Origin of the sequence: Kaistia sp. UC242_56 (assembly GCF_044452255.1) — a bacterium.
Taxonomy (GTDB): domain Bacteria; phylum Pseudomonadota; class Alphaproteobacteria; order Rhizobiales; family Kaistiaceae; genus Kaistia; species Kaistia defluvii_A.
In genome coordinates, this window is record NZ_JBIOAN010000002.1 from 368319 (window position 1) to 390384 (window position 22066).

At 66.6% G+C, this 22066-nt stretch carries 26 protein-coding genes, 1 tRNA gene and 1 pseudogene; 16 read left to right on the forward strand and 12 right to left on the reverse strand.

What is annotated here, in order from left to right:
- Nucleotides 1-43: 43 nt before the first annotated feature.
- The 4 genes from ACHMWQ_RS04465 to ACHMWQ_RS04480 all read left to right on the forward strand — a co-directional run bounded on the left by ACHMWQ_RS04465 (nt 44) and on the right by ACHMWQ_RS04480 (nt 2650).
- Nucleotides 44-751, forward strand: a complete 708-nt coding sequence (locus tag ACHMWQ_RS04465; protein WP_396306537.1) for a Crp/Fnr family transcriptional regulator — start codon at nt 44-46, stop codon at nt 749-751.
- A 50-nt stretch (nt 752-801) separates the two neighbouring features.
- Nucleotides 802-1503: a Crp/Fnr family transcriptional regulator gene (locus ACHMWQ_RS04470; RefSeq protein ID WP_396306538.1), complete on the forward strand. Its 702-nt coding sequence runs from the start codon at nt 802-804 to the stop codon at nt 1501-1503.
- A gap of 75 nt (nt 1504-1578) precedes the next feature.
- A complete protein-coding gene (locus ACHMWQ_RS04475; protein WP_396306539.1) occupies nt 1579-2037 on the forward strand; it encodes an Lrp/AsnC family transcriptional regulator in 459 nt (152 codons plus the stop codon).
- On the forward strand, nt 2033-2650 hold the full coding sequence (locus ACHMWQ_RS04480) for a LysE family translocator (RefSeq protein WP_396309386.1): 618 nt from the start codon (nt 2033-2035) through the stop codon (nt 2648-2650). The genes ACHMWQ_RS04475 and ACHMWQ_RS04480 overlap by 5 nt, the downstream gene beginning before the upstream one ends.
- Before the next feature lie 93 nt (nt 2651-2743).
- Here ACHMWQ_RS04480 and nirK read toward each other — a convergent pair whose 3' ends face one another.
- From nirK to ACHMWQ_RS04495, 3 genes are all read right to left on the reverse strand, one after another.
- Entirely contained in the window at nt 2744-4180 is a 1437-nt protein-coding gene (nirK, locus tag ACHMWQ_RS04485; RefSeq protein ID WP_396306540.1) for a copper-containing nitrite reductase, read from the reverse strand.
- Between the two features lie 219 nt (nt 4181-4399).
- A complete protein-coding gene (locus ACHMWQ_RS04490; protein ID WP_396306541.1) occupies nt 4400-5602 on the reverse strand; it encodes an NnrS family protein in 1203 nt (400 codons plus the stop codon).
- 55 nt (nt 5603-5657) lie between these two features.
- Nucleotides 5658-6098, reverse strand: coding sequence for a pseudoazurin (locus ACHMWQ_RS04495; protein WP_396309387.1), 441 nt, complete (start codon nt 6096-6098; stop codon nt 5658-5660).
- 209 nt (nt 6099-6307) lie between these two features.
- Between ACHMWQ_RS04495 and ACHMWQ_RS04500 the strand changes: the two genes are divergently transcribed.
- The gene (locus tag ACHMWQ_RS04500) at nt 6308-7012 is read left to right on the forward strand and encodes a Crp/Fnr family transcriptional regulator (RefSeq protein WP_396306542.1); all 705 of its coding nucleotides are present in this window, start codon (nt 6308-6310) and stop codon (nt 7010-7012) included.
- Nucleotide 7013: 1 nt separating this feature from the next.
- Here ACHMWQ_RS04500 and ACHMWQ_RS04505 read toward each other — a convergent pair whose 3' ends face one another.
- Nucleotides 7014-7235 carry a DUF1858 domain-containing protein gene (locus tag ACHMWQ_RS04505; protein ID WP_396306543.1) on the reverse strand — a complete coding sequence of 74 codons (222 nt, stop codon included), beginning with the start codon at nt 7233-7235 and terminating at the stop codon, nt 7014-7016.
- A gap of 253 nt (nt 7236-7488) precedes the next feature.
- Here ACHMWQ_RS04505 and ccoN point away from each other — a divergent pair, with 253 nt between their 5' ends.
- From ccoN to ccoS, 8 genes and pseudogenes are all read left to right on the forward strand, one after another.
- Nucleotides 7489-9147 carry a cytochrome-c oxidase, cbb3-type subunit I gene (gene ccoN, locus ACHMWQ_RS04510; RefSeq protein WP_396306544.1) on the forward strand — a complete coding sequence of 553 codons (1659 nt, stop codon included), beginning with the start codon at nt 7489-7491 and terminating at the stop codon, nt 9145-9147.
- Between the two features lie 5 nt (nt 9148-9152).
- Nucleotides 9153-9866: pseudogene (gene ccoO, locus ACHMWQ_RS04515) on the forward strand (cytochrome-c oxidase, cbb3-type subunit II); the annotation flags it as partial.
- A gap of 143 nt (nt 9867-10009) precedes the next feature.
- Nucleotides 10010-10180 (forward strand): cbb3-type cytochrome c oxidase subunit 3, encoded by a 171-nt coding sequence (locus tag ACHMWQ_RS04520; protein WP_354553333.1) that lies wholly within the window; start codon nt 10010-10012, stop codon nt 10178-10180.
- Nucleotides 10171-11052, forward strand: coding sequence for a cytochrome-c oxidase, cbb3-type subunit III (gene ccoP, locus ACHMWQ_RS04525; protein ID WP_396306545.1), 882 nt, complete (start codon nt 10171-10173; stop codon nt 11050-11052). Before ACHMWQ_RS04520 ends, ccoP begins: the two co-directional genes overlap by 10 nt.
- Nucleotides 11049-11264 carry a hypothetical protein gene (locus tag ACHMWQ_RS04530; RefSeq protein WP_396306546.1) on the forward strand — a complete coding sequence of 72 codons (216 nt, stop codon included), beginning with the start codon at nt 11049-11051 and terminating at the stop codon, nt 11262-11264. The genes ccoP and ACHMWQ_RS04530 overlap by 4 nt, the downstream gene beginning before the upstream one ends.
- 14 nt (nt 11265-11278) lie before the next feature.
- Entirely contained in the window at nt 11279-12067 is a 789-nt protein-coding gene (locus tag ACHMWQ_RS04535) for a DUF2189 domain-containing protein (RefSeq protein ID WP_396306547.1), read from the forward strand.
- Nucleotides 12064-14346: a cation-translocating P-type ATPase gene (locus ACHMWQ_RS04540; RefSeq protein ID WP_396306548.1), complete on the forward strand. Its 2283-nt coding sequence runs from the start codon at nt 12064-12066 to the stop codon at nt 14344-14346. The genes ACHMWQ_RS04535 and ACHMWQ_RS04540 overlap by 4 nt, the downstream gene beginning before the upstream one ends.
- Nucleotides 14334-14498 (forward strand): cbb3-type cytochrome oxidase assembly protein CcoS, encoded by a 165-nt coding sequence (ccoS, locus tag ACHMWQ_RS04545; protein ID WP_396306549.1) that lies wholly within the window; start codon nt 14334-14336, stop codon nt 14496-14498. Before ACHMWQ_RS04540 ends, ccoS begins: the two co-directional genes overlap by 13 nt.
- Nucleotides 14499-14520: 22 nt before the next feature.
- Here ccoS and ACHMWQ_RS04550 read toward each other — a convergent pair whose 3' ends face one another.
- On the reverse strand, nt 14521-15504 hold the full coding sequence (locus ACHMWQ_RS04550; RefSeq protein WP_396306550.1) for an AraC family transcriptional regulator: 984 nt from the start codon (nt 15502-15504) through the stop codon (nt 14521-14523).
- 43 nt (nt 15505-15547) lie between these two features.
- Between ACHMWQ_RS04550 and ACHMWQ_RS04555 the strand changes: the two genes are divergently transcribed.
- Complete coding sequence (locus tag ACHMWQ_RS04555; protein ID WP_396306551.1) at nt 15548-16513, forward strand: oxidoreductase; 966 nt, start codon at nt 15548-15550, stop codon at nt 16511-16513.
- A 64-nt stretch (nt 16514-16577) separates the two neighbouring features.
- On the opposite strand, the gene arsH is transcribed toward ACHMWQ_RS04555, so the two are convergent.
- The 6 genes from arsH to ACHMWQ_RS04585 all read right to left on the reverse strand — a co-directional run bounded on the left by arsH (nt 16578) and on the right by ACHMWQ_RS04585 (nt 20627).
- Complete coding sequence (gene arsH, locus ACHMWQ_RS04560) at nt 16578-17294, reverse strand: arsenical resistance protein ArsH (RefSeq protein ID WP_354553341.1); 717 nt, start codon at nt 17292-17294, stop codon at nt 16578-16580.
- Nucleotides 17291-18349, reverse strand: a complete 1059-nt coding sequence (arsB, locus tag ACHMWQ_RS04565; RefSeq protein WP_354553342.1) for an ACR3 family arsenite efflux transporter — start codon at nt 18347-18349, stop codon at nt 17291-17293. Before arsB ends, arsH begins: the two co-directional genes overlap by 4 nt.
- A 112-nt stretch (nt 18350-18461) precedes the next feature.
- Nucleotides 18462-19289 (reverse strand): arsenate reductase (glutaredoxin), encoded by an 828-nt coding sequence (gene arsC, locus ACHMWQ_RS04570; protein WP_396306552.1) that lies wholly within the window; start codon nt 19287-19289, stop codon nt 18462-18464.
- A 6-nt stretch (nt 19290-19295) separates the two neighbouring features.
- Entirely contained in the window at nt 19296-19823 is a 528-nt protein-coding gene (locus tag ACHMWQ_RS04575) for an arsenate reductase ArsC (protein WP_396306553.1), read from the reverse strand.
- Between the two features lie 16 nt (nt 19824-19839).
- Nucleotides 19840-20175, reverse strand: coding sequence for an ArsR/SmtB family transcription factor (locus tag ACHMWQ_RS04580; protein WP_396306554.1), 336 nt, complete (start codon nt 20173-20175; stop codon nt 19840-19842).
- Nucleotides 20176-20551: 376 nt separating this feature from the next.
- A tRNA-Ala gene (locus ACHMWQ_RS04585) sits at nt 20552-20627 on the reverse strand.
- Nucleotides 20628-20935: 308 nt separating this feature from the next.
- Between ACHMWQ_RS04585 and ACHMWQ_RS04590 the strand changes: the two genes are divergently transcribed.
- Nucleotides 20936-21226 carry a YggT family protein gene (locus ACHMWQ_RS04590; RefSeq protein ID WP_354553346.1) on the forward strand — a complete coding sequence of 97 codons (291 nt, stop codon included), beginning with the start codon at nt 20936-20938 and terminating at the stop codon, nt 21224-21226.
- The gene (locus ACHMWQ_RS04595; RefSeq protein ID WP_396306555.1) at nt 21223-21540 is read left to right on the forward strand and encodes a DUF167 family protein; all 318 of its coding nucleotides are present in this window, start codon (nt 21223-21225) and stop codon (nt 21538-21540) included. Before ACHMWQ_RS04590 ends, ACHMWQ_RS04595 begins: the two co-directional genes overlap by 4 nt.
- A 40-nt stretch (nt 21541-21580) precedes the next feature.
- Here the strand turns inward: ACHMWQ_RS04595 and ACHMWQ_RS04600 are convergent, their stop codons facing one another.
- Nucleotides 21581-22066: a DUF3828 domain-containing protein gene (locus ACHMWQ_RS04600; RefSeq protein WP_396306556.1), complete on the reverse strand. Its 486-nt coding sequence runs from the start codon at nt 22064-22066 to the stop codon at nt 21581-21583.

Here is a 22066-nt window from a genome sequence, read left to right on the forward strand (position 1 = left end):
ACGCGGAGCCAGACTGTTCCGTGGGAACAATTTGGAATTTTGAATGTGCTATCCGCTCAATATGAGCCCGAACCTGATCAAACGCGACGAGGCCGAGGCCATTCTCCTGCAGAATGGCTGGCTGTTCCATCAGCCGGAGGCCTTCCAGAAGGAAGTCCTGCGACGCTCGATTCTCGTGCACTTTGCGCCGGGCGAGCGGATCTTCGGCTCTGGCGACGAGCCGGCCGGCATCTATGGCCTGGTGAGCGGCGGCGTGATGATCAATACCGCGCCGGCCAACCACATTCCGCAGCTGATCAATGTCGGCGCGCCGGGCGCCTGGGCCGGAGAGGGCTGCTTCCTGACACGACAGCCGCGGAGCTTCGAGCTGCGCGCGCTGGTCGGGACCTGGGCCATGTACCTGCCGCTCGAGCAGATGGATGAAATGGCCGAGGCCGACCCGATGGTCGCCCACAATTTCGGCCAGATCATCATGGCCAGCGTCGATGCGCTCATCCGCGTGATCCATGATCTGCAGCGGATCGATCCCGACCGCCGGATTGCCGCCGTGCTCCAGCGGGCCCGCTGGATCGGCGAGCATCCTCTCCCACTGACCCAGGCCGAGATCGGCACCATGGCCCGCGCTTCGCGCCGGCAGGTCAATGCCGCCTTGAAGCGGTTTGCGGATCAGGGCTGGGTGAAGACCCGCTATCGGTCGATCACCATCCTCAACGCCGAGAAGCTGCGGCTCTTTTCAACGCAGGACGACTGAGCCAGCCCGCTTCGGCGGAGCCCTTCCCGGTTTCAGGCCCATGGGGAATCATGAGCGCGACTTTGATCAAGCGAGCCACCGCCGAAGCCATCCTTCGGGAGAACGGATGGCTATCCAGGGAACCGGAAGCCTTTGCGGACGAGGTGCTGCGACGCTCCATCCTGCTGCGTTATGCGCCGAATGAAGTGATCTATCACTTTGGCGATGACCTCGGCGGTATCTATGGCCTGGTGAGCGGCGTGGTCGCCGTCAATACGGCCCCGCAGGTCGATGCGCCGCAACTGGTCCATATGGGCGTGCCGGGTTCCTGGACGGGGGAAGACAGCTATCTGATACGGCAGCCGCGCCGGCTGGAACTGCGCGCCCTGACCGAGCTGTGGGTGATGCACCTGCCGCTGGACCAGATGACCCAGATGACTGCCGCCGATCCCTCGGTCAGCCGCCGCTTCTGCAAGAACCTGCTGCATGGCGTCGATGTGCTGATCCGCATCATCCACGATCTGCAGAAGCCGGACCCCGACCGCAGGATCGCCTCCGTGCTGCAGCGCATGACGTGGAGCAGCAAGCAGGTTCTGCTGACGCAGGCCGAGGTCGGCACGATGGCCTCGGCATCCCGCCGCCAGGTCAATGCCGCCCTGAAGCGGTTTGCCGCCAAGGGATGGCTGACGACCCGCTATGGTTCGATCACGATCCTGAACGCCGAGGCGTTGCGGCGCTTCGGCGACGAGGACGGGGTGGAGCATCCGGCGTGATGGCCTCCCGTGGCGCGGTCCATAGCTTCGCATAATATGTTGACATAGAGTGCTGAATCAGACGATTTTGCGGTCATGGATGAAATAGACCGCAAAATATCAAATCTCCTCGCCGAAGACGCGCGCCGCTCGCTCGCCGATATCGGCGCCGTCGTGGGGCTTTCGGCTTCCGCCGTGAATGAGCGGATCCGGCGCCTCGCGGCCAGCGGCGCGATCCGCAAGTTCACGGTCGACGCTGATCCCGCCGCCTTCGGCCGGCCTGTCCTGGCCTTTGTATGGGTCGCGCTGGCCGCCGAGGCCGACGAGGCGGCGTTCCGGGCCTATGCCCGGTCGCAGCCGACGATTGCCGAATGCCACCATGTGACGGGACCCTGGTCCTATCTCGTGAAGGTGCATGTCGGCTCGCTCGCCGATCTCGAGGCCTTTCTTTCGGAGCTGAAAGCCGCCCGGTTCATCGCGCGCAGCGAAACGGTGATTGCGCTGTCCTCCGTCGTCGATGGACCTTTCGACCCGACGGAGGTCCGGCGTGATTGATCTCGCGCTGTTCGGCAAAAGCCTGCTGCTCGGTCTCGCGGTCGCCGCCCCGCTCGGACCTATCGGCGCGCTCTGCATCAGCCGCACGCTCGAACGGGGCTTTTGGGCCGGCATGGCCGGCGGGCTCGGCACCGCGCTCGCTGACGGCTTCTATGCGAGCCTCGCGGCGCTCGGCTTTGCCGCCTTTTCCGCTGTTTTGAGCGAGATCAGCGGCCCGATGCGCCTGGTCGGCGGCCTGTTTCTGATCTGGCTCGGCTGGAAGAGCCTGCAATCGAAATCGTCTCCGGGCGTGGCCAGTGTCGGCGCGCGGGACCTCCTCGGCACCTCGGTGGCGACCTTCGCGCTGACCCTCGCCAATCCGATGACGATCCTCTCCTTCGCAGCGATGTTCGCCGGGCTCGGCCTGGCGGAGGAAGGAGCGGACGCGCTCACCGTGGTGGCGGGCGTGTTTCTGGGCTCCCTCGCCTGGTGGATCGTGCTGAGCGGCTCGGTGGCAATCGCGCACCGCCGTCTGCCGGAAGGCTTCGCGCGCTGGGTCCGCTGGGCCTCCGGGGCGGTCCTCATCGCCTTCGGCCTGATGGCGCTGGTGAGCCTCCTCCTCGAGCGATTCTAGTAAGCCTAAGACGCGAAATCGCAACGGGACCGCGATCCGCAAGATTGGTGGGGCGCGGGTGCCTGGTCCCCGCGCCCCCCATGCTGCGCGTAATTACGGGGCCGGCGCGTCGGCCGGACCGGCATGCATGATGTCGTCGTCCTCCGGTCCGTCGACGATCAGATAGCCGGCCAGGCCGCGCTCGGCGCGGGACAGGGCGTGGTCAACCAGAACGTAGTGGCCGCCGCGATCGATCTTGAAGTCGACGATGGTGGCGCCGCCCGGCGGCACGGTGACCGTCTGCACGCCCGTCAGCGGCGGGGAGCCGACGCTGCCCATGGCATAGACGCTGTCGAAGATCTCGCCGATGACGTGGAACGACGAGGTGAAGTTAGGTCCGCCGACGCCGAAGAAGATGCGCACCGTTTCGCCGACGGTGGCATAAAGCGGATGGGTCTTGGTCAGCGATCCGACCGCGCCATTGAACAGGAAGTATTCCGGCCGCTCGGAGATCAGCTTGTCATAGTCCATCTCCAGCGCGCCGTTCGTGCCGAAGGGTTCGACGGTATAGAGTTCGCCCTGCATGACGTAGAATTCACGATCGACCTGCGGCAGGCCGCCCTCCGGCTCCACCAGGATCATGCCGTACATGCCGCTGGTGATGTGGTGGGCAACGCTCGGCGTCGCGCAATGATAGACGAAGATGCCGGGCTTGAGCGCCTTGAAGGTCACGACCGACTCGTTGCCCGGGTCCGTCTGGGTCGCATGGGCGCCGCCGCCGGGGCCCGTTGCCGCGTGGAAATCGACGGAATGGGCCATGACGCTGCCTTCCGGATTCTTAAGGTGGACTTCGACCGTATCGCCGACGCGCACGCGGATGAATGGGCCGGGAACCTTGGCGTTGAACGTCCAGTAGGTATAGGTCGAGCTGTCATCGAGCCTGCCGACAAGTTCGACCGTCTCCAGATCCACCCGGACCACCTTCGAGCCACGCTGTCCGATCGGGCCAGGCAGATCGGCGGGGTCGCGAACGACATCGGCAGCATCCGACGCCATCGCCTCGCGCGGGCCGGCCATGACCTGGATCAAGCCCTCCATGCCGGCCTGGCGATGTCCGGCGATCGAGCAGAAATAGGCAAATTCGCCGACCTTGCTGGCCGTGAACGCGAAGGTGGAGGAGGCGTTCTTGCCAACCACGACAGAAGAACGCGCTGCATATTGGTCGATGACCACGTCATGCTCGGCGCCTTCGCCATTGATGAGGTTGATCTGGACTAGCTCGCCCTCATGCACCATCAGGGTCGGATTGATCTTGCCGTCTATGTCGCCGCCGACCCCGATATAGACCATGCGCCCCGTGGCGATGCCGGTGCGAAGCGTGAAGGTGGTGGGGTTGTGATAGCTGACCGAGGCCGTCGCCACGGCGCCCGATGCCGGCGGCGGCGTCTTCTCGGCCGCGGCGGGGGCTGCCGTCTTCGCCTGCGGCTGTGCCACTTCGGCCGTTGCTGCGCCGTGCTGGTGGCTTTGCGCGTAGGCCGGCGATAGCAACATCAAGGCGAAGGTCGCCGCCATTGCCACCCACAGGCGCCGAAACCCTGAGGGAATTTGGGGCGGGTCGCCTCTCGGTGCCTTCACAAGAATTTCGCCTGTCGATTTCTGCAGATCGAGCATGGATCTCTCCAATGTTGCTCAGAGAAGGAAAGGAACAGGTTGAAAATAGCGGGCCGGTACTTTCCTTCTTTGCCGAAACGCAAGGAGAAGCGCGATCGACTACGATTTCCGCGGCGTGTCGTCCTTCGATCGACGCGGCCCGCAAAGCATGCCGCCATAGAGGACGGCAAAGCCCAGGAACGCGGCCGCCCAGGCGCCGGCGGAGAGGGGAAGGAGTTCGTTGCCGGGCAGGCCGAGCGCCGCGGCGATCCGGGCCGATGCCGCGATCAGGATGGAAGCGAAGACGAAGGCGCCCGCCTTGCCGGCGCGCAGGGGATGGCCGGTATGGCCGAGCGTGGCGCGCACCATGACGGCGAGCGTCATCGTGCCGATGGCGCCGACGCCCAGGGCGTGAAGCCCGGCGACCGGGGCGACCTTATCCGGCAAGAGGATGGCGAGCGCCGCCAGCAGCAGGCCCACCGGCACGAAGGCGTAGGCGACGTGCAGGATCCAGACGAGCGGGTCGCGCAGCGTGCGGTCGCCGGCCCAGCGGCCCAGGCGAACGGCATTGAGGACGGCAGCGATGAGCAGGGCTGCTCCGGTCTCAGCGCGCTGTGGCCAGAAGGTCCATGCCGCTAAGGCGGATGCGGTCAGCAGAAGGGCCGCCATGTCGAAGCGGTTGGGGGGCACCGGAAGGCGGCCGGGATTTTCCCGCGCCAGCCAATTGCGGGTAAAGCTCGGGATCAGGCGGCCGCCGATCACCATTACCAGCACGATCGCCGCACCGATCGCCAGCCTCCGGGCGACGTCCGATAGGCCTTCGACATGCGCCTCGATATGGAAAAGGACATTGGCTGCCAGGAGAACCAGCACCGGCAGAAGAACCTTGAGATTGCGCCAGTTGCGACCCGCCACGATTTCGACGACGGCGGCGCCGGCGACGGCCAGCAGGAAGGCGCAATCAACCAGCGCGGCCACCCACCACCCCGTCCCGGCCGAATAGAACACGGCAATTCGGCCGGCGATCCAGAGCAGCACCAGCGCCAGCAGTGGCCGACCCTGCACCGGCAGGCGCCCGGTCCAGTTTGGGATGGCGGTCAGGAGAAAGCCGGTCAGCACCGCGGCCAGGTAGCCGAACAGCAGTTCGTGCGCATGCCGGTCGACCGGGACGAACAGGCTCGACGTGGTTAGGTGGCCATGCAGGAGCGGCAACCAGAACAGGATGGACAGGCCGGCAAAGACGGCGCCGAGTCCGAAGAACGGCCGGAAGCCATAGGAAAGAATGGCGGGATAGCGACCCGACCGGGTGCGGGGAATGGCCATTCAGAAAAGTCCCGGTGGGGGCCGGAGGGAGTCCGGCCCGATGGTCAGGCGAGGGTCAGTTGGCGGGAACCTGCGCCAGCAGGGCATCAAAGGCCTTCTTGGCTTTGCCGGGGTGCTTCACCGCCTGGGCCTCGGCCAGGTTAGTCGGCTTGCCGACGACGATCAGCGCCACCATTCCCATGCCGTAGTGGGGCGTGCACTTCACGCCATAGACGCCTTCTGCGTCGACGGTCACGGTGATCTTCTCGCTCATCTTGCCCTTGAAGGGCTCTGCGCCGGCGGGAAGCATCCCCTTGACGGACTCGGCGTCATGGGACTTGTCGGTCGGCAGGAAGGTGACGGTATCGCCGGGCGCCGCGGTGATGAAATCCGGCTGGAAGACCATGGCGCCCTTCTCGCCCTTGTTCAGCATCTGGACCTGATGGTCCGCGGCATGCGCGCCGCTCGCCATGGCGATTGCAAGGACTGTCGCCGCGAATGCCATTGCCCGTTTCATCATGCGTTCCTTCGTTCCGGTGGGAATGATCGTTGTTGTCGCCATCCCTATAGACGCCCCTGCGACGGCTGGATTTGTTGCAGCGCAAAGAAGCGAAGGATCGGGTTTGGCGACGGAGGGCAACGGCGCTTGCGATTTGCCCGGTGGAATGGGAAATTGCCGCCGCGCTCGCACGACCCCCGGAAGCGGCCGTCGCGCTGAGAGGAACCATGAGCCAGCTGGATCGCTCCCTGATCATCGGGCTGCCGCCCTTCGAGACTGCCTCGTCGGCGGACCTCGACGTCGTCCTGTCCAGTGCCCGTTCGTTGCGCATTGCCAAGGATGCGGTGGTTTTCGAGCAGGAGGGGGCGGCGCATTCCTTCTTCCTGCTGCTGGATGGGCATGTTCGCGTCGTCAAGACGACGCCGGATGGCGACCAGGTGATTGTGCGCTATATCAGCCCCGGCGAATTGCTGGGCATCGCCCACGCTTTGGGGCGCTCGACCTATCCCGCCAGCGCGATCGCGGCGGTCGATTGCGTCGTGCTGGCCTGGCCGGGCGGGCTCTGGAGCGAGTTCACCCAGCGGATTCCGGGCTTCGCCACCAACACCTACAAGACCATCGGCACCCGCCTGCAGGAGGTGCAGACCCGTCTCGTCGAAATGGCGACCGAGCGGGTCGAGCAGCGCGTTGCCAATGCCTTGCTGCGGCTGGCGAACCAGACTGGAAAAAAGACCGAGGTGGGAATCCGGATCGATTTCCCGATCTCGCGCCAGGATATCGCCGAAATGACCGGGACGACGCTGCACACGGTCAGCCGGCTGCTCACCGCGTGGGAGGCCAAGGGCGTGGTCGAGAGCGGCCGCCAGCGCGTGACGGTCGTCGCGCCGCATCGCCTGATGCTGCTCGCCGAAGGCAAGGCCGGCAAGGACTGAGCTAGCCGGGGCTGTCCTTCGTCCCGATCACGGACCGAATGTCCTCGACGAAGCGCGCCTCGTCGACGCCATGGTCCCGGCAGGCTTCGGCGACCGTCTGGAAGGGGGCCAGCGGACACCCGACGCACAGCATGTGATGCCGAAGTATCAGGGGGATGGTTTCCGGCCATCGTCGCATGATCGAGTCCATCGACATCGTCTCGAGTGCCGTCTTCATCGTCATCGCTCCCTTGCCGAACGGATGCGATTAGGGCCCATGTCGGCGTGCCGCTCGTTGCGCGGCGGCAAGGTATGGCGACAATCTGCGCCCTGCGGAGTCCGGATATGGGGGAGAAGCCCGCCCCGCCGTGCTTTTCGCGGCTCTCTTTGATCTAGAACAAATACGAACTCGCCGAATTCCGGGAAAGTCCTGCCGCACGCAACCTTTTCGCCAAGGCGGCGCAGCGGCTTTGTTTCTGGAATTTGAGGGCTCGGATATGGTTGCGGGACTAAGCAGGGGCGATCGGCAGGTCGCGCTCGCGATCTCGATTATGGTCGCGCTTTGCGGCTTGGCGCTCGCCGCCATAGGCCGCGGCGATCCGATCGGGACCCATGGTTTCGTCATTCTGCTCTACGCCCTCGGCGTGAGCTTCTTCGTGATCGCAGGCTATTATGGGCCCGAGCCGGACAGCTCGCGGCTCTCGCGCTATTACGACGACCCGACCAAGGTCGGCATCGTGCTCGCCATGGCCTGGGCCGTGTTCGGCCTCGCCTTCGGCGTGTGGGTCGCAGCGCTGCTGGCCTGGCCGGACCTAACCTTCAACGCCGCCTGGGCGAGCTTCGGCCGCATCCGCCCGGTGCACACGACCAGCGTCATCTTCGGCTTTGGCGGCAACGCGCTGATCGCGACCTCCTTCCACGTGCTCCAGCGCACCACGCGGGCGCGGCTGCCGGACCAGATCAGCCCGTGGTTCGTGCTGCTCGGCTACAACCTGTTCTGCGTCATCGCGGTCAGCGGCTATTTCATCGGCATCACCCAGTCCAAGGAATATGCCGAACCGGAATGGTATGCCGACATCTGGCTCGTCATCGTCTGGGTCGTGTATTTCCTGATCTACATACGGACCCTGCAGCGGCGCAAGGAACCGCATATCTACGTCGCCAACTGGTACTACATGGCGTTCATCCTGGTCGTGGCGGTGCTGCACATCGTCAACAACCTCGCCGTGCCGGTCTCGTTGGGCCACGCCAAGAGCTATTCGCTGTTCTCCGGCGTGCAGGATGCGATGACCCAGTGGTGGTACGGCCACAATGCGGTGGCGTTCTTCCTGACCGCCGGCTTCCTCGGCATGATGTATTACTACCTCCCGAAGCGCGCCGGCCGGCCGATCTTCTCCTACCGGCTGTCGATCATCAGCTTCTGGGGCATCACCTTCATGTATATGTGGGCGGGCTCGCACCACCTGCACTACACGGCCCTGCCGCAATGGGTGCAGACACTTGGCATGACCTTCTCGATCGTGCTGCTGGTGCCGTCCTGGGCCTCCGCCGGCAATGCGCTGGCGACGCTGAACGGTGCCTGGCACAAGGTGCGCGACGACGCCACGCTGCGCTTCATGATGGTCGCCGCCGTCTTCTACGGCCTCTCGACCTTCGAAGGCTCGTTCATGGCGATCCGCGCCGTCAATTCGCTCAGCCATTACACCGACTGGACCATCGGCCATGTCCATGCCGGCGCGCTCGGCTGGGTGGCGATGATCTCCTTCGGCTCGATCTACGCGCTGGTGCCGTGGATGTGGAAGCGCGAGCGCATGTATTCGCCCAAGCTGATCGAGTGGCACTTCTGGTTGGCGTTGGCGGGAACCGTCGTCTACGTCTTCGCGATGTGGAATTCGGGCATCATCCAGGGGCTGATGTGGCGGACCTACAATGAAAGCGGGACGCTCGCCTATTCCTTCGTCGATTCCCTGGTCGCGATGCATCCCTATTACATCGCCCGGGCCTTTGGCGGCCTGCTGTTCCTGATCGGCGCGATCCTCGGCTCCTACAACATCTGGATGACCATCCGTCAGCCCGGAACCGCGCTCGCCGCCAAGGCGGGGGAGGCGGACGAGCCGCACCTTGCGACCCAACCCGCCCTTCAGGCCGGAGAGTAGCCGACATGCCGAGTTTTCATCGCAAGCTCGAACGCAGCGCCATCGGCTTCGTGCTGGCCATCGTCGGCGTCTCGGCGATTGGCGGGTTCGTCGAGATCGCGCCGCTCTTCACCATCCACGAGACGGTCGAGAAGGCGCCGGACATGCGCGTCTACACGCCGCTCGAACTGGCGGGGCGCAACATCTATCTGCGCGAAGGCTGCTATGCCTGCCACTCGCAGATGATCCGCACCCTGCGCGACGAGGTGGAGCGCTACGGTCCCTATTCGCTGGCGGTCGAGTCGCAATACGACCATCCCATGCTCTGGGGCTCGAAGCGCACCGGGCCGGATCTGGCTCGTATCGGCGGCAAGTATTCCGACATGTGGCAGACGGCGCATCTGCGCAATCCGCGCGACGTGGTGCCCGAATCCGTCATGCCGAGATATGGCTGGCTGGAAGAGACGACGCTGCGCACCGACGACCTCGGCGATCACCTGCTGGCGATGAGCCGCGTCGGCGTGCCCTATACACAGGCGATGATCGACAACGCGCCGGCCGACGCCTACGGCCAGGCGGCGCCCGACACGGCCTTCGCGACCGGGGTCGGCGAGCGCTATGGCGCGGCGACGAACATCCGCGCCTTTGACGGCGATCCCTCGCGGCTGACGGAGATGGATGCGCTGGTCGCCTATCTGCAGATCCTGGGCAAGCTGACCGACGCCGCCTCGACCGAGGCCACGCTGCCCCCGACCGAGGCGCCGAACACCGACGCGCCCAAGGCTGAGGCGCCCAAAGCTGAAGCCCCCAAGGTCGAAGTCCCGAAGGCGGAAGCGACCAAGGCGGATGCATCTGCCGCCGTGGCCAGGGGAGGCTGAGCGCGATGGACTTCGACTATCAATCCGTCGTTGCCTTCTCCAAGAGCTGGGGCCTGTTCTACCTGATCGCGCTCTCCATCGGCGTGCTGGTCTACACCTTCTGGCCGCGGAACAAGAAGGGCTTCGACCAGGCGAAGAAGAGCATTCTCGACAAGGACGACAAGCCGTGGAACTAGGCAAGCGCGACCCCGTCACCGGACGGCTGACGACCGGGCATGAATGGAACGGCATCGAGGAACTCGACTCGCCGATACCGCGCGTCGTTCTGTTCTTCCTCGCCGCCGGCATCCTGTTTTCGATCGTCTACTGGGTGCTGATGCCGGCCTGGCCGCTGGGCTGGACCTATACCAAGGGCCTGCTCGGCATCGACCAGCGCCAGATCGTGACCCGCGAAGTGGCGGATGCCGCCACCGCCCGCGCCGGCTGGACCGACCGCGTCGCGTCTATGGACTATGCCGCGATCGAGGCCGATACGCCGCTGATGCAGTCGGTCCGCGAAACCGGGCGAACGCTGTTCGTCGACAATTGCGCCGCCTGCCACGGCGTCGACGCGCGGGGCGGCCCCGGCTTCCCCAATCTTCGCGCCAAGAGCTGGCTCTGGGGCGGCACGCCGGAAGCGATCGCCGCGACCATCCGCGTCGGCATCAACTCGACCCATGGCGATACGCGCGTATCGCAGATGCTGGCTTTCGGACGCGATGGCATTCTCGATCGCAAGCAGGTGAGCGATGTCGTCGCCTATGTCCGCTCGCTGTCGGGAACGGCTCCGGTGGGACAGCTTGATCCCGCCCGCGTCGCAGCGGGCAGGGAAGTCTTCGCCGCCAATTGCGTCGCCTGTCACGGCGAGGCCGGCAAGGGCAATCCCGAGGTGGGCGCGCCCGACCTGACCGATGCCGCCTGGATCTATGGCGGCGACGCCCAGTCGATCTTCAGCACGGTGCATGGCGGGCGGCAGGGACACATGCCGCATTGGGGCGAGCGACTGAGCCCGATCGACATGAAGATCCTGGCGCTCTACGTCCACACGCTGGAGGGGGAGGCGAAATGAGCCTGGCTCCATCGCTGCCCGGGGCGCGGCCAAGGCGCCCCAACTGGAAGTGGATCTCGATCGCGATCGCCTCGATCGGCGTCGCCGTCCTGGTCGGCGCCAATGTGCATCTCGTCTATGTCGCGCTGCGCTCGCAGCCGGACTGCGTTCCGCATGCACGCGATGCGTCCGATACCGGTGACGGCTTCCGTGCCGCCAAGTCGGCGTGCTGAGGCAGGAGACAATCATGGCCACGTCCACAAACGCATCCCCCGCCATCGAGCCGCCGCTGGTGCCGTCGCGCCGGCGCGATCTGGCGCCTAGCGCCGCGCTGGGCTGGCTCGCGGCCGGCTGGCGCGACCTGCTCGTCCGCCCGGCGACCAGCCTCGTCTACGGCCTCGTCGTCTTCGCGATCTCGGGCGTCGTGATCTGGAGCCTGTTTGCTCTCGGCCTTGATTACATCCTGTTTCCGGCGCTCGCCGGCTTCATGGTGGTCGGGCCGTTCGTCGCCATCGGTCTCTATGCCAAGAGCCGCGACATCGCAAAGCGCCGGCCGGTTTCCCTGGCGCGCATGATCCTGGTCAAGTCGGAATCCGGCGCGCAGGTCTGGTTCACGGGCGCCATCCTCTGCCTGCTCATGCTGGTCTGGATGCGCGCCGCGGTGCTCATCTATGCGCTGTTCTTCGGCCTGCGGCCGTTCCCAGGGCTCGAAAATGTCGCGACCATGCTGTTCACCACGCCGGTCGGTCTTGCGATGCTGCTGGTTGGAACGGTCGTCGGCGCGCTGTTCGCCGCGTTCTCCTTCGCCATCAGCACCTTCGCGATCCCGATGCTGCTCGACGAGAAGACCGACGCGTTCACGGCCATGGGCACCAGCATCTCGCTGGTCTGGAACAACCTGCCGGTGATGCTGGCCTGGGGCGCGATCGTGCTCGTCCTCTTCGCGCTCTGCGTGGCAACCGGCCTGCTCGGGCTGATCGTCGTGTTTCCGCTGCTCGGCCACGCGACTTGGCATAGCTACGAGGCGATGAAATGAGCTGCTGCGCTGGCGGGGCCGCCGACCTGGCTCGGACGGTCCAGGCCAGCGCTTCCGACGAGGAACTGCGGCTCGCCAGCCGCGATCTCGGCGACGGGCTGCGCCAGATCGATCTCGCCGTACCGGACATGCATTGCGCCGATTGCATCCGCAAGGTCGAGCGCGGGCTCGCCGCGCTTCCAGGCGTCACCCAGGCCCGCGTCAATTTCTCGACGCGCCGCGCCAGTGTGACGTGGCGCGGCGAGGTGCCGCCTCTGATCGAGACGCTGTCGGGGCTTGGTTATCCCTCGCATCTCTATGACACGGCCGAGGCGGCGAGCGATCCCCAGCTCAACCAGCTGATCCGCGCGCTGGCCGTCGCCGGCTTCTCCTCGATGAACATCATGCTGCTGTCGGTGTCGGTCTGGTCGGGCGCCGGGCCGGAGACCCGGCAGGCGTTCCACTGGATTTCGGCCCTGCTTGCCCTGCCGGCGCTGTTCTATTCCGGTCTGGTCTTCTTCCGCTCGGCCTGGAACGCGCTCCAGCACGGGCGCACCAACATGGACGTGCCGATCTCGATCGGCATCAGCCTCGCCTTCGGCATCAGCGTCTACGAGACGTTCCAGAACGGCGCGCACGCCTATTTCGACGCGGCGACCTCGCTGGTCTTCTTCCTGCTGATCGGCCGCACGCTCGACCACATGATGCGGGAGCGGGCGCGCCAGGCGGTCAGCGGGCTGGTACGCCTCGCGCCGCGCGGCGCCACCGTGCTTGGCGCCGACGGCAGAAGCGACTATCTGCCGGTCGCGGAAATCGAGCCGGGCATGACCCTGCTCGTCGCGGCGGGCGACCGCGTGCCGGTCGATGGCACCGTCTCCAGCGGCGCGTCGGAGCTGGATTGCTCGGTCGTGTCCGGCGAGAGCCTGCCGCAGCCGGTCGAGGCCGGGTCGGCGCTCAAGGCCGGCATGCTGAACCTGACCGGCGGGCTCGTCGTCACGGCGACCGCCCGGGCGCAGGATTCGTTCCTGGCCGAGATGGTCCGGCTGATGGAAGCGGCGGAAGGCGGCAAGGCCCGCTACCGGCGGCTTGCCGACCGCGCCTCGCAGCTCTATTCGCCGGTCGTCCATGCGACAGCTTTGCTGACCCTGGTCGGCTGGGTCGCCGCGACCGGCGACTGGCACCGCTCGATCACCATCGCCATCGCCGTTCTTATCATCACCTGTCCCTGCGCGTTGGGCCTCGCTGTGCCGATCGTTCAGGTGATGGCGGCCCGGCGGCTGTTCGAGAACGGCGTCATGGTCAAGGACGGCTCCGCCATGGAGCGCCTGGTCGAAATCGACACGGTCGCCTTCGACAAGACCGGCACCCTCACGCGAGGCAAGCTGCAACTCATCGATGCCGAACGGATCGAGCCGGCCCATGCGGCGATCGCCGCCGCCATGGCCGCGTTCTCGAACCATCCCGTCTCGCGCGCCATCGCGGCGCGGTTTGGCGGCGGCGATGTGCCCTTCGAACGGCTGACCGAAATTCCCGGCCATGGCGTCGAGGCGGCGCTTTCCGGACGGACCTATCGGCTCGGCCGGGCCGAGTGGGCGCTGGACGAGCCCGGCGAGACCAGCGGCACCGTCCTGAGCGTCGATGGCCGTTGTCTCGCCGCCTTCGCCTGCACGGACGAACTGCGGCCCGATGCGCGCCCCGCGGTCCAGGCCTTGCGCCAGGCGGGCCTTCGCACGCTGATCCTTTCCGGCGACCGCATGGAGCCGGTTCAAGCGACCGCCGCCGAACTGGGTATCGACGACGTCACCGCGGCGGCGCTGCCCGCCGACAAGGTTGCCCGGGTCCGCGCGCTGGCGGCCGAGGGACGCAAGACGCTGATGGTGGGCGACGGGCTCAACGACGCGCCGGTCCTGACGGCCGCCCATGTTTCGATGGCGCCGGCGAGCGCCGCCGACATCGGCCGCAACGCCGCCGACTTCGTCTTCCTGCGCGACAGCCTCAAGGCCGTGCCGCTGGCCTATCGCGTGTCGATCGAGGCCGGGCGGCTCATCCGCCAGAACTTCGGCCTCGCCATCGCCTACAATTTGATCGCGCTTCCCGTCGCGATCGCCGGGTTCGTCACGCCGCTGATCGCGGCGCTGGCCATGTCGCTGTCGTCGATCCTCGTCGTCGCCAATGCGCTCCGCCTCAAGGCCGGCAGCGGCAAGGACGAGGCGGAAGCCCGGCCCGCCGTCCCGGCGCGGCGCCCGGAGGCGGAAGCACGCCGGCCCCCGGTCGCGCAGGGGCAGCCATGGACAGCCTGATCTTTCTGGTGCCGCTCGCGCTGCTGTTCGGCTTGGTCGCGCTCGTCGTCTTCCTCTGGTCGCTTCGCAGCGCCCAATATGACGACCTCGACGGCGCCGCCCAGCGCATCCTCCTGGATGATGACGACGAGGGCCCCGGAACCGGGCGCTGACCGCCGCTCAGCGCTGCGGGCTTTAAGCCATGTCGAGCCCCGGGGTCGACGCGTTCTGCCGGTGATCACTGCGATAGCGCGCCGGCGAGGTGCGGTAGATGCGGCGAAAGCTGGCGCCGAAGGCGCTGTCGGAGCGGTAGCCGAGCGCCGCGCCGATGCTGGACACCGGCTCGTTCCCGCGCCGCAATCTGCCGGCTGCCACCCGCATGCGCCAGCGTGTCAGATAGTCCAGCGGGGCGACGCCGACACGCTGCTTGAACCGCGCGGCAAAGCTGGACCGGGACTGGCCGGCAAGGCGTGACAGCTCGGCCAGGGTCCAGTTGCGCTCCGGTTCGGAATGCACCGCCTGCAGGACGGGGGCAATGTGCCGGTCCGTCAGCCCGCCCAGCCAGCCGGCCGCGTCGGCGGCGCCCTGCGCCAGATGGGCGCGCAGCACGTGGACAAAGGCGAGGCGCAACAGGTCGTTGCACATCAGTTGGGCCCCGGGCGCGCCCGAATCCCATTCGCGATCGAGCTGGTCGAGCAGCCATGTGATCGGCGCCGCCGCACCTCCCTGGATCACCAGAATCGGCGGCAGCGCGCCGGAAAGCACTACGCCGTCAATGGTATCGAGCCGCACGCTGCCGCCTAGAATGGCAAAATCGGCGCCATCCCCGAGTTTGGCGGCCATGCCAGAGTCTGTGAAGACGTCGCGGGCCGCCTTCATCCGGGCGTCTGGCGTGCTGGCCAGGTCGAAGGGCGTGTGGGCGACGACGAAGCAATCGCCGGCCGCGAGCTGCACCGGTGTCTGGCCCTCGGCGAGCAGCCAGCAGGTGCCGCGACGCACCACGTTGAACTTGATGTTGGCGGGCGCCGAGAAGCGGACGCCCCATTCGCCGCCTGCCTGCAGGCTGATCGAGCACTGCGCCACGGCATGGATGGTGGTGAGAATCGCGGACAGGGCGTCGCCGGGCATGGTTTGGACGATCACGATACTATCTCGGACTTGGGTGTCTGGATTGTCCATCGAGATAGGCGATATCTGGAGACCTCACCAGTGGAGACAAGACATGACCCAGCAACATCCGATCGGCTCGCCCTTTTCCGCTGCCAGCACGGCTGCCGACGTGATCCGCGGCATCGACCTGTCCGGCAAGAACGCCATCGTCACCGGCGGCCACTCCGGCCTTGGCATCGAAACGGTCCGCGCCCTGGCCGAGGCGGGTGCGCGGGTTCTCGTTCCGGCGCGCGACCCGGACCAGGCCAGAGCGGCCCTGGCTGGGATCGCCAATGTCGAGGTCGATCCGATCGACCTGACGGATCCTGCGTCGATCGCGGCTTTTGGCGCGCATGTGGTGGCAGGCGGCCGGGCTCTCGACATGCTTATCAACAGCGCTGGCATCATGGCGGCGCCCCTGTGGCGCGATGCCGAGGGCCATGAGAGCCAGTTCGCCACCAACCATCTCGGCCATTTCCGGCTGACCGTGGCGCTGTGGCCCGCGCTGACCCGGAGCGGCGATGCCCGCGTCATCAGCGTGTCCTCGCGGGGCCACCAGATCGCGGGCGTGGATTTCGACGATATCGACTTCCTCTCGCGCCCCTATGACAAATGGGTGGCCTATGGCCAGTCCAAGACCGCCAATGCCCTTTTCGCCATGGCGCTGGACAAGCGTGGCAGGGAAAGCGGCGTGCGGGCCTTCTCCCTGCATCCCGGCCAGGTCCTGACCGGTCTGGCGCGGCATCTTTCGGAGGCGGAGATTGCCAGCTTCGACGCGCGGGATGAGCAGGGCAGGCCTCGGGTCGACCCCGCCCGCGGCATGAAGACGGTTCCTCAGGCGGCCGCGACGTCGGTATGGGCCGCCACCAGTCCGCTGCTGGCGGACCTTGGAGGTCTTTACCTGGAAGACTGTGACGTTGCCCCCATCCACACGGGCGAAGCCGGCCGCAAGGGCGTTGCCCCATGGGCCGCTGACCCCGACCTGGCCGAGCGGCTTTGGCGGGTTTCCGAGGCCATGACGGGTGCATCGATCGGCTGAAGCCAGACGCTTTTGCCGTAGCATCGAGCGGCGTATGCAGCCTCGTCAGCGGAAGCGGTTGCGGTCATCGCACGGCTGCGGCAAGCGAGAGGCGGGCTTCGAGGGCCTCGGCGGCCTCCTTGCGCTCGCTGTAGCGGTCGGTGAGGTAGGGCGAGACATCCCGCGTCAGCAGCGTGAACTTGACCAGTTCCTCCATCACGTCGACGACCCGGTCATAGTAGCTCGACGGTCGCATGCGCCCGGCCTCGTCGAACTCCTGGAACGCCTTGGCGACCGAGGACTGGTTCGGAATGGTGATCATGCGCATCCAGCGCCCGAGCACGCGGAGCTGGTTGACGGCATTGAACGATTGCGAGCCGCCCGACACCTGCATTACCGCGAGCGTCCGTCCCTGCGTTGGCCTCACGGCACCGACCGAAAGCGGGATCCAGTCGATCTGCGCCTTCATGACCGCGCTCATCGCGCCGTGGCGCTCGGGGCTGGTCCAGACCTGCCCCTCCGACCAGAGCGCCAGTTCGCGCAGTTCCTGGACCTTGGGGTGGTCGGCGGCCGTTGCGTCCGGCAGCGGCAGGCCGTGCGGATCGAACACCCGCGTTTCCGCGCCGAAATGCTGCAGCAGCCGTTCGGCCTCCAGGGTCAGGAAGCGGCTGTAGGAGCGCTCGCGCAGCGAGCCGTAGAGCAGCAGGATGCGTGGACGATGCGTCGAGGCCGTCTTCCGCAGCTTGTCCGATTCGGGAGCTTGGAGCAGGTCGGCGGCGACGTTGGGCAGTGCGGGAATCATGTCCGCGTCTCCTCAAGAGTGGGGCGGACAAGAGGGCCGCGCTCGTACCAGCCCTTGGACCGGTTCACGATCCACACCACGGAGAGCATGACCGGCACCTCGATCAGCACGCCGACGACGGTTGCCAGCGCCGCGCCCGAGTGAAAGCCGAACAGGCTGATGGCGGCGGCGACGGCGAGCTCGAAGAAGTTGGACGCGCCGATCAGGGCGGAGGGGCCGGCGACGCAATGCGCTTCGCCCGTGACCCGGTTCAGGAGGTAGGCGAGGCCGGCGTTGAAATAGACCTGGATCAGGATCGGAACCGCGAGCAGGCCGATGATCAGGGGCTGCGCGATGATCTGTTCGCCCTGGAAGCCGAACAGCAGCACCAGCGTGGTGAGCAGCGCCACCAGGGAGACCGGACCCAGCCGTCGCAGGGCCTTCGCCAGCGCGGCTTGCCCGCCCGTGGCGATCAGCCGGCGACGGGCGATCTGGGCGAGCAGCACCGGCACGACGATGTAGAGCGCGACCGAGAGCAGAAGCGTGCCCCAGGGGACGGTGATGGCCGACAGTCCCAGCAGCAGGCCGACGATGGGCGCGAAAGCCACGACCATGATGGCGTCGTTGAGCGCCACCTGCGACAGGGTGAAGAGGGGTTCGCCCTTGGTCAGGTTCGACCAGACGAACACCATGGCTGTGCAGGGCGCGGCGGCGAGGATGATGAGGCCGGCGATGTAGCTGTCGATCTGGTCGGCCGGCAGCAGTGGGCGAAACAGCCAGCCGATGAACAGCCAGCCGAGCAGCGCCATGGAAAAGGGCTTGATGGCCCAGTTGATGAACAGGGTAACGCCGATGCCGCGCCAGTGCCGGCCGACCTGGCCGAGCGCCGAGAAGTCGATCCGCAGCAGCATGGGAATGACCATGAGCCAGATCAGGATGGCGACCGGCAGATTGACCTTGGCGATTTCGGCTGCGCCGATGGCCTGGAAGACACCCGGCATGACATGGCCGAGGGCGATGCCGGCGACGATGCAGAGGGCTACCCACAGGGTGAGATAGCGTTCGAAGATGGACACGGGCGGGCCTCTAGAAGCGTTTTCGAGCGAAATGGGTACCGGTTCGCGTGAAGAAACGTGATCCCACAAGGAGTTAGAGCGTTGCGCCGTTTCGGAGAAACGGTGAAAGGCCCTAGAAGCGGATGGTGCGGGCGAGAAGGGCGGTGTCGGCCGGGCACAGGCTGCTGGCCTGACGGGTCGCGAGGACGGTGGAAGGCGCATCGTCCCGCGCGACAGGCTTGAAGCCGATTTTTTCGAAGAAGGGTGCGGCCGAGCTTGTGAGCACCCAGGCGCGGCGGGCGCCCGCGTCAAAGGCGCGCCGCTGCAGGAGCGCCACGAGGTTGCGGCCCAGCGCCTGGGCGCGCCACGCGGGCAGGACGACGATGGACCGCAGCAGCGCGTTGTCGCCGAGAGCCTCGTAGCCGCCGAAGCCGACGAGATCGCCGGCCGGCGTCCGGTAGGCGAAGAAGGTTCGTCCCGGCTCCAGGAGATCGTCGACGGGAAGGCCAGCGGATTGCAGGGCGCCGACGAGCCCGGGGTCGTTCCCCGCTATCCCTGCGTCGACCAGGAAAGGCACGCCCTCCTCCTTGAGAAGGGCGGTCGTGACGCCGGTCGGCAGCAGGTCGAACACGATGTCGGACGGCCGGCATAGCCTTACGCCGGGCGGGCCGACCACGATCGGCCGGTTGATCAGGATGGGATGCGCGATCATCGCATCGAGCAGGGCGTCGTCGCCCAAGGCTGGATCGTCGAGGCCGAGCGCGGCATAGGGCGTGCCCTTCTGGCGGATCGCGTCGCGCACCGCGAGGCCCATCCGGTCGATCAGATCGGCGAGTTCCGCGCGGCTCGGCGGGGTCTTGAGATATTCGACGACGCGCGGCTCGACCCCCACGCTGCGCAGCAAGGCGAGCGTGTTGCGCGAGGTGCCGCAATCGGGGTTGTGGTAGAGGACGAAGGTCATGGACGCCTAGGCTCCAATCTTCCGGGGCGAGCTGGCACCCTCGATCTGGCCGATTTCGGAGAGCTTCACTCCCAGCGCGATGGTATCGAGGCGCTTGAACGGCAACGCCGTGAACAGGGAGATGCGCGTCTTCAGCAATCCGAAAGCTGTGACGAACGCCCTCTCCATTTCGTAGTCGCTGCCAACCACGCCCGCAGGGTCTTCGATGCCCCAATGCGCGGTCATGGGCTGCCCCGGCCATACCGGGCAGGCTTCGCCAGCGGCGCTGTCACAGACGGTGAACACGAAGTCCATCGTCGGCGCGCCGGGCGCGGCGAATTCATCCCAGGGTTTTGAGCGGAAGCCCGCGGCGGGATATCCAAAGCTCTCCAATATACGAAGCGCGAGTGGATTGACGCTGCCCTTGGGCTGACTGCCGGCCGAGAAGGCCCTGAAGCGGCCTGCGCCGTCCTTGTTGAGAATGGACTCAGCAAGGATCGAGCGCGCCGAGTTGCCCGTGCAGAGGAACAGGACATTGTAGATCCGGTCCATCATTTCTTCGTCTTTCTGGCTAGCAGTTGCAGGCGGCTAGCGCCGCCATGGCGGGCTCGCACACTTCGGGGTGGCCCTGGCAGCAGTCGCGCATCAGGAAGCCGACCAGGCCGGCCAGGGCCGGATAGGCGGCGCTGTAGAGGATCGAACGGGATTCGCGCCGGGAGGTGATCAGTCCCGCCTGTTCCAGATGGCTCAGATGGAACGAGGCCTTGGACGACGACGCGCCGACCGCCTCGCCGATGACGCCAGCCGCCAGACCGTCTGGCCCGGCCTTCACCAGCAGCCGGACAATCTGGAGCCTCGTCTCCTGCGACAGTGCCGAAAAGGCGTTCAGGGCCTGTGTCTCGTCCATTTCAACCTCTCAAGAGATATTGAAATGATAGCTATCGGATTTGGTCCTGCAAGGCAATCCGTTGTGGCGATGATCTCGGTGGCTACGCGGTGGCGCCGCCACGGGGAAATTGCACTGCGATCTGGGCTGGCGCAGTTTCGCGTGGCGTCGCGGCGAGGTGCCGGCGGGAGACCGCCAACTCCGCGATCTGGATCCAGGGGAAAGCTGCGCGGTCCGTCCCGCTTTAGGCCGGTGGCGATCCCGAGCCGTGTCGAGAGCGGTTCAGTCGGCGGACAGGATCTTGCTGGAGCGAGCCATGGATCCGCGGCCTCCGGGGGGGGGGGGGGCGGCAGGCAGGCTAGCAGCTGGACTAAACTATTCCGACCAACGGAAAAGTTGGTGGAGCCGAGGGGAATCGAACCCCTGACCTCTGCAGTGCGATTGCAGCGCTCTCCCATCTGAGCTACGGCCCCGTCGCATCGCGACGCGGCCATTTAGAGGGGGGCGCCGAAGGCTGTCAAGCACCTCCGGAACGTCGCGCCAGCAAGGCCGAAACGACAGGCCGTCGTGCCTGCCGCGATGGGACGGGCGCTCCTCCGGATTCCTGCGAAGGCACGCCTTCCTGCCCGCCGGGCTGTTCTCGGGCGGTGGTCAGGCGGCTCGGTTGGCACGAGGGCGGAGGGGCCGCTTTGGCGCGCGCCGCAGGCGCGGGTTGCGGTCGTGGCGGGCGATCGCTACATCAGGACGTCCTGATTTCTTCCGCGACCATTCCGGGAAACCCATGCGCGCTATCCTTGACGTCGTTATGATCGCCCTCAACCTCTATTGGTGGATCGTGATCGCCAGCGCCCTGTTCAGCTGGCTCTACGCTTTCGGCGTGGTCAATCCGCGCAATCAGGTCGTGGCTTCCATCGGCAAGTTCCTGTACCAGGCGACCGAGCCGGCGCTGCGGCGCATCCGCGCCTTCATGCCGAGCCTCGGCGCCATCGACATCTCGCCGATCATCCTGCTCCTCGGCATCATCCTGATCCAGCAGGTCATCATCCGCTACGTCTACCCGAACGTGTTTTGAGCGATAACGGCTTCGTCCGCACCGGCGATGGCCATGTCGTGGTTCAGGTGCGCCTGACGCCCAAGGGCGGCAGCGATCGCATCGACGGCCTCGGCGAACTGGCGGATGGTCGCAAGGTCGTGCTGGCGCGGGTGCGGGCGGCGCCGGACAAGGGCGCGGCCAATGCGGCGCTGGAGGCGCTGCTGGCCAAGGCCGTCGGCGTCCCCCGCTCGGCCGTGTCGCTGATCACGGGCCATACGGCGCGGCTGAAGGGCCTGCGCATCGATGGCGAGGTTTCAGACCTGATCGAGCGGCTGCGCCGGCTCACCGGCTGAACGGACGGTCCGCGCGATACGCGCGCCACCCCGTTCCCGCTCAGTGGGTGTAGAGCCCGCGCAGGGATCCTTCGTCCCAGAACACGTCGCGGATGCGCCAGCCCTGGTCGATCTGGACCAGCCGCAGCTCGATCCGCTTCGGCTCGCCAAAATTCAGGAAGGTGACATGGCCCTCGGCCGTGTCGGGCGTCCCGGCTTCGACATCGACGCGAAGATCGGAAATGTCCCAGTCCTGCGCGTTGACGAAGGGGTCGCCGTCCAGCTTGCCGACCTCGCCCGCGGCGGCGGCCTCGTCGCTGTCGGCGATCATCCGCTCGGCCAGGCGCGGCTCGAACAGCGCGCGTACGGTCTCGGCATTGTCGAGCGGCACGCCTTCGCCGCCGTTCTCGTAGCGCGCATAGATCGCCGCCACGAAGGCCTCGGGATCGTCGGCGGCAGCCGACGTTCCCATGTTTGTCGGGACGAGGCCCACGCCGAGCACGGCCGCCAGCAGAAATTGCGCGACGCCGCGCCGCGTGGGCGACAT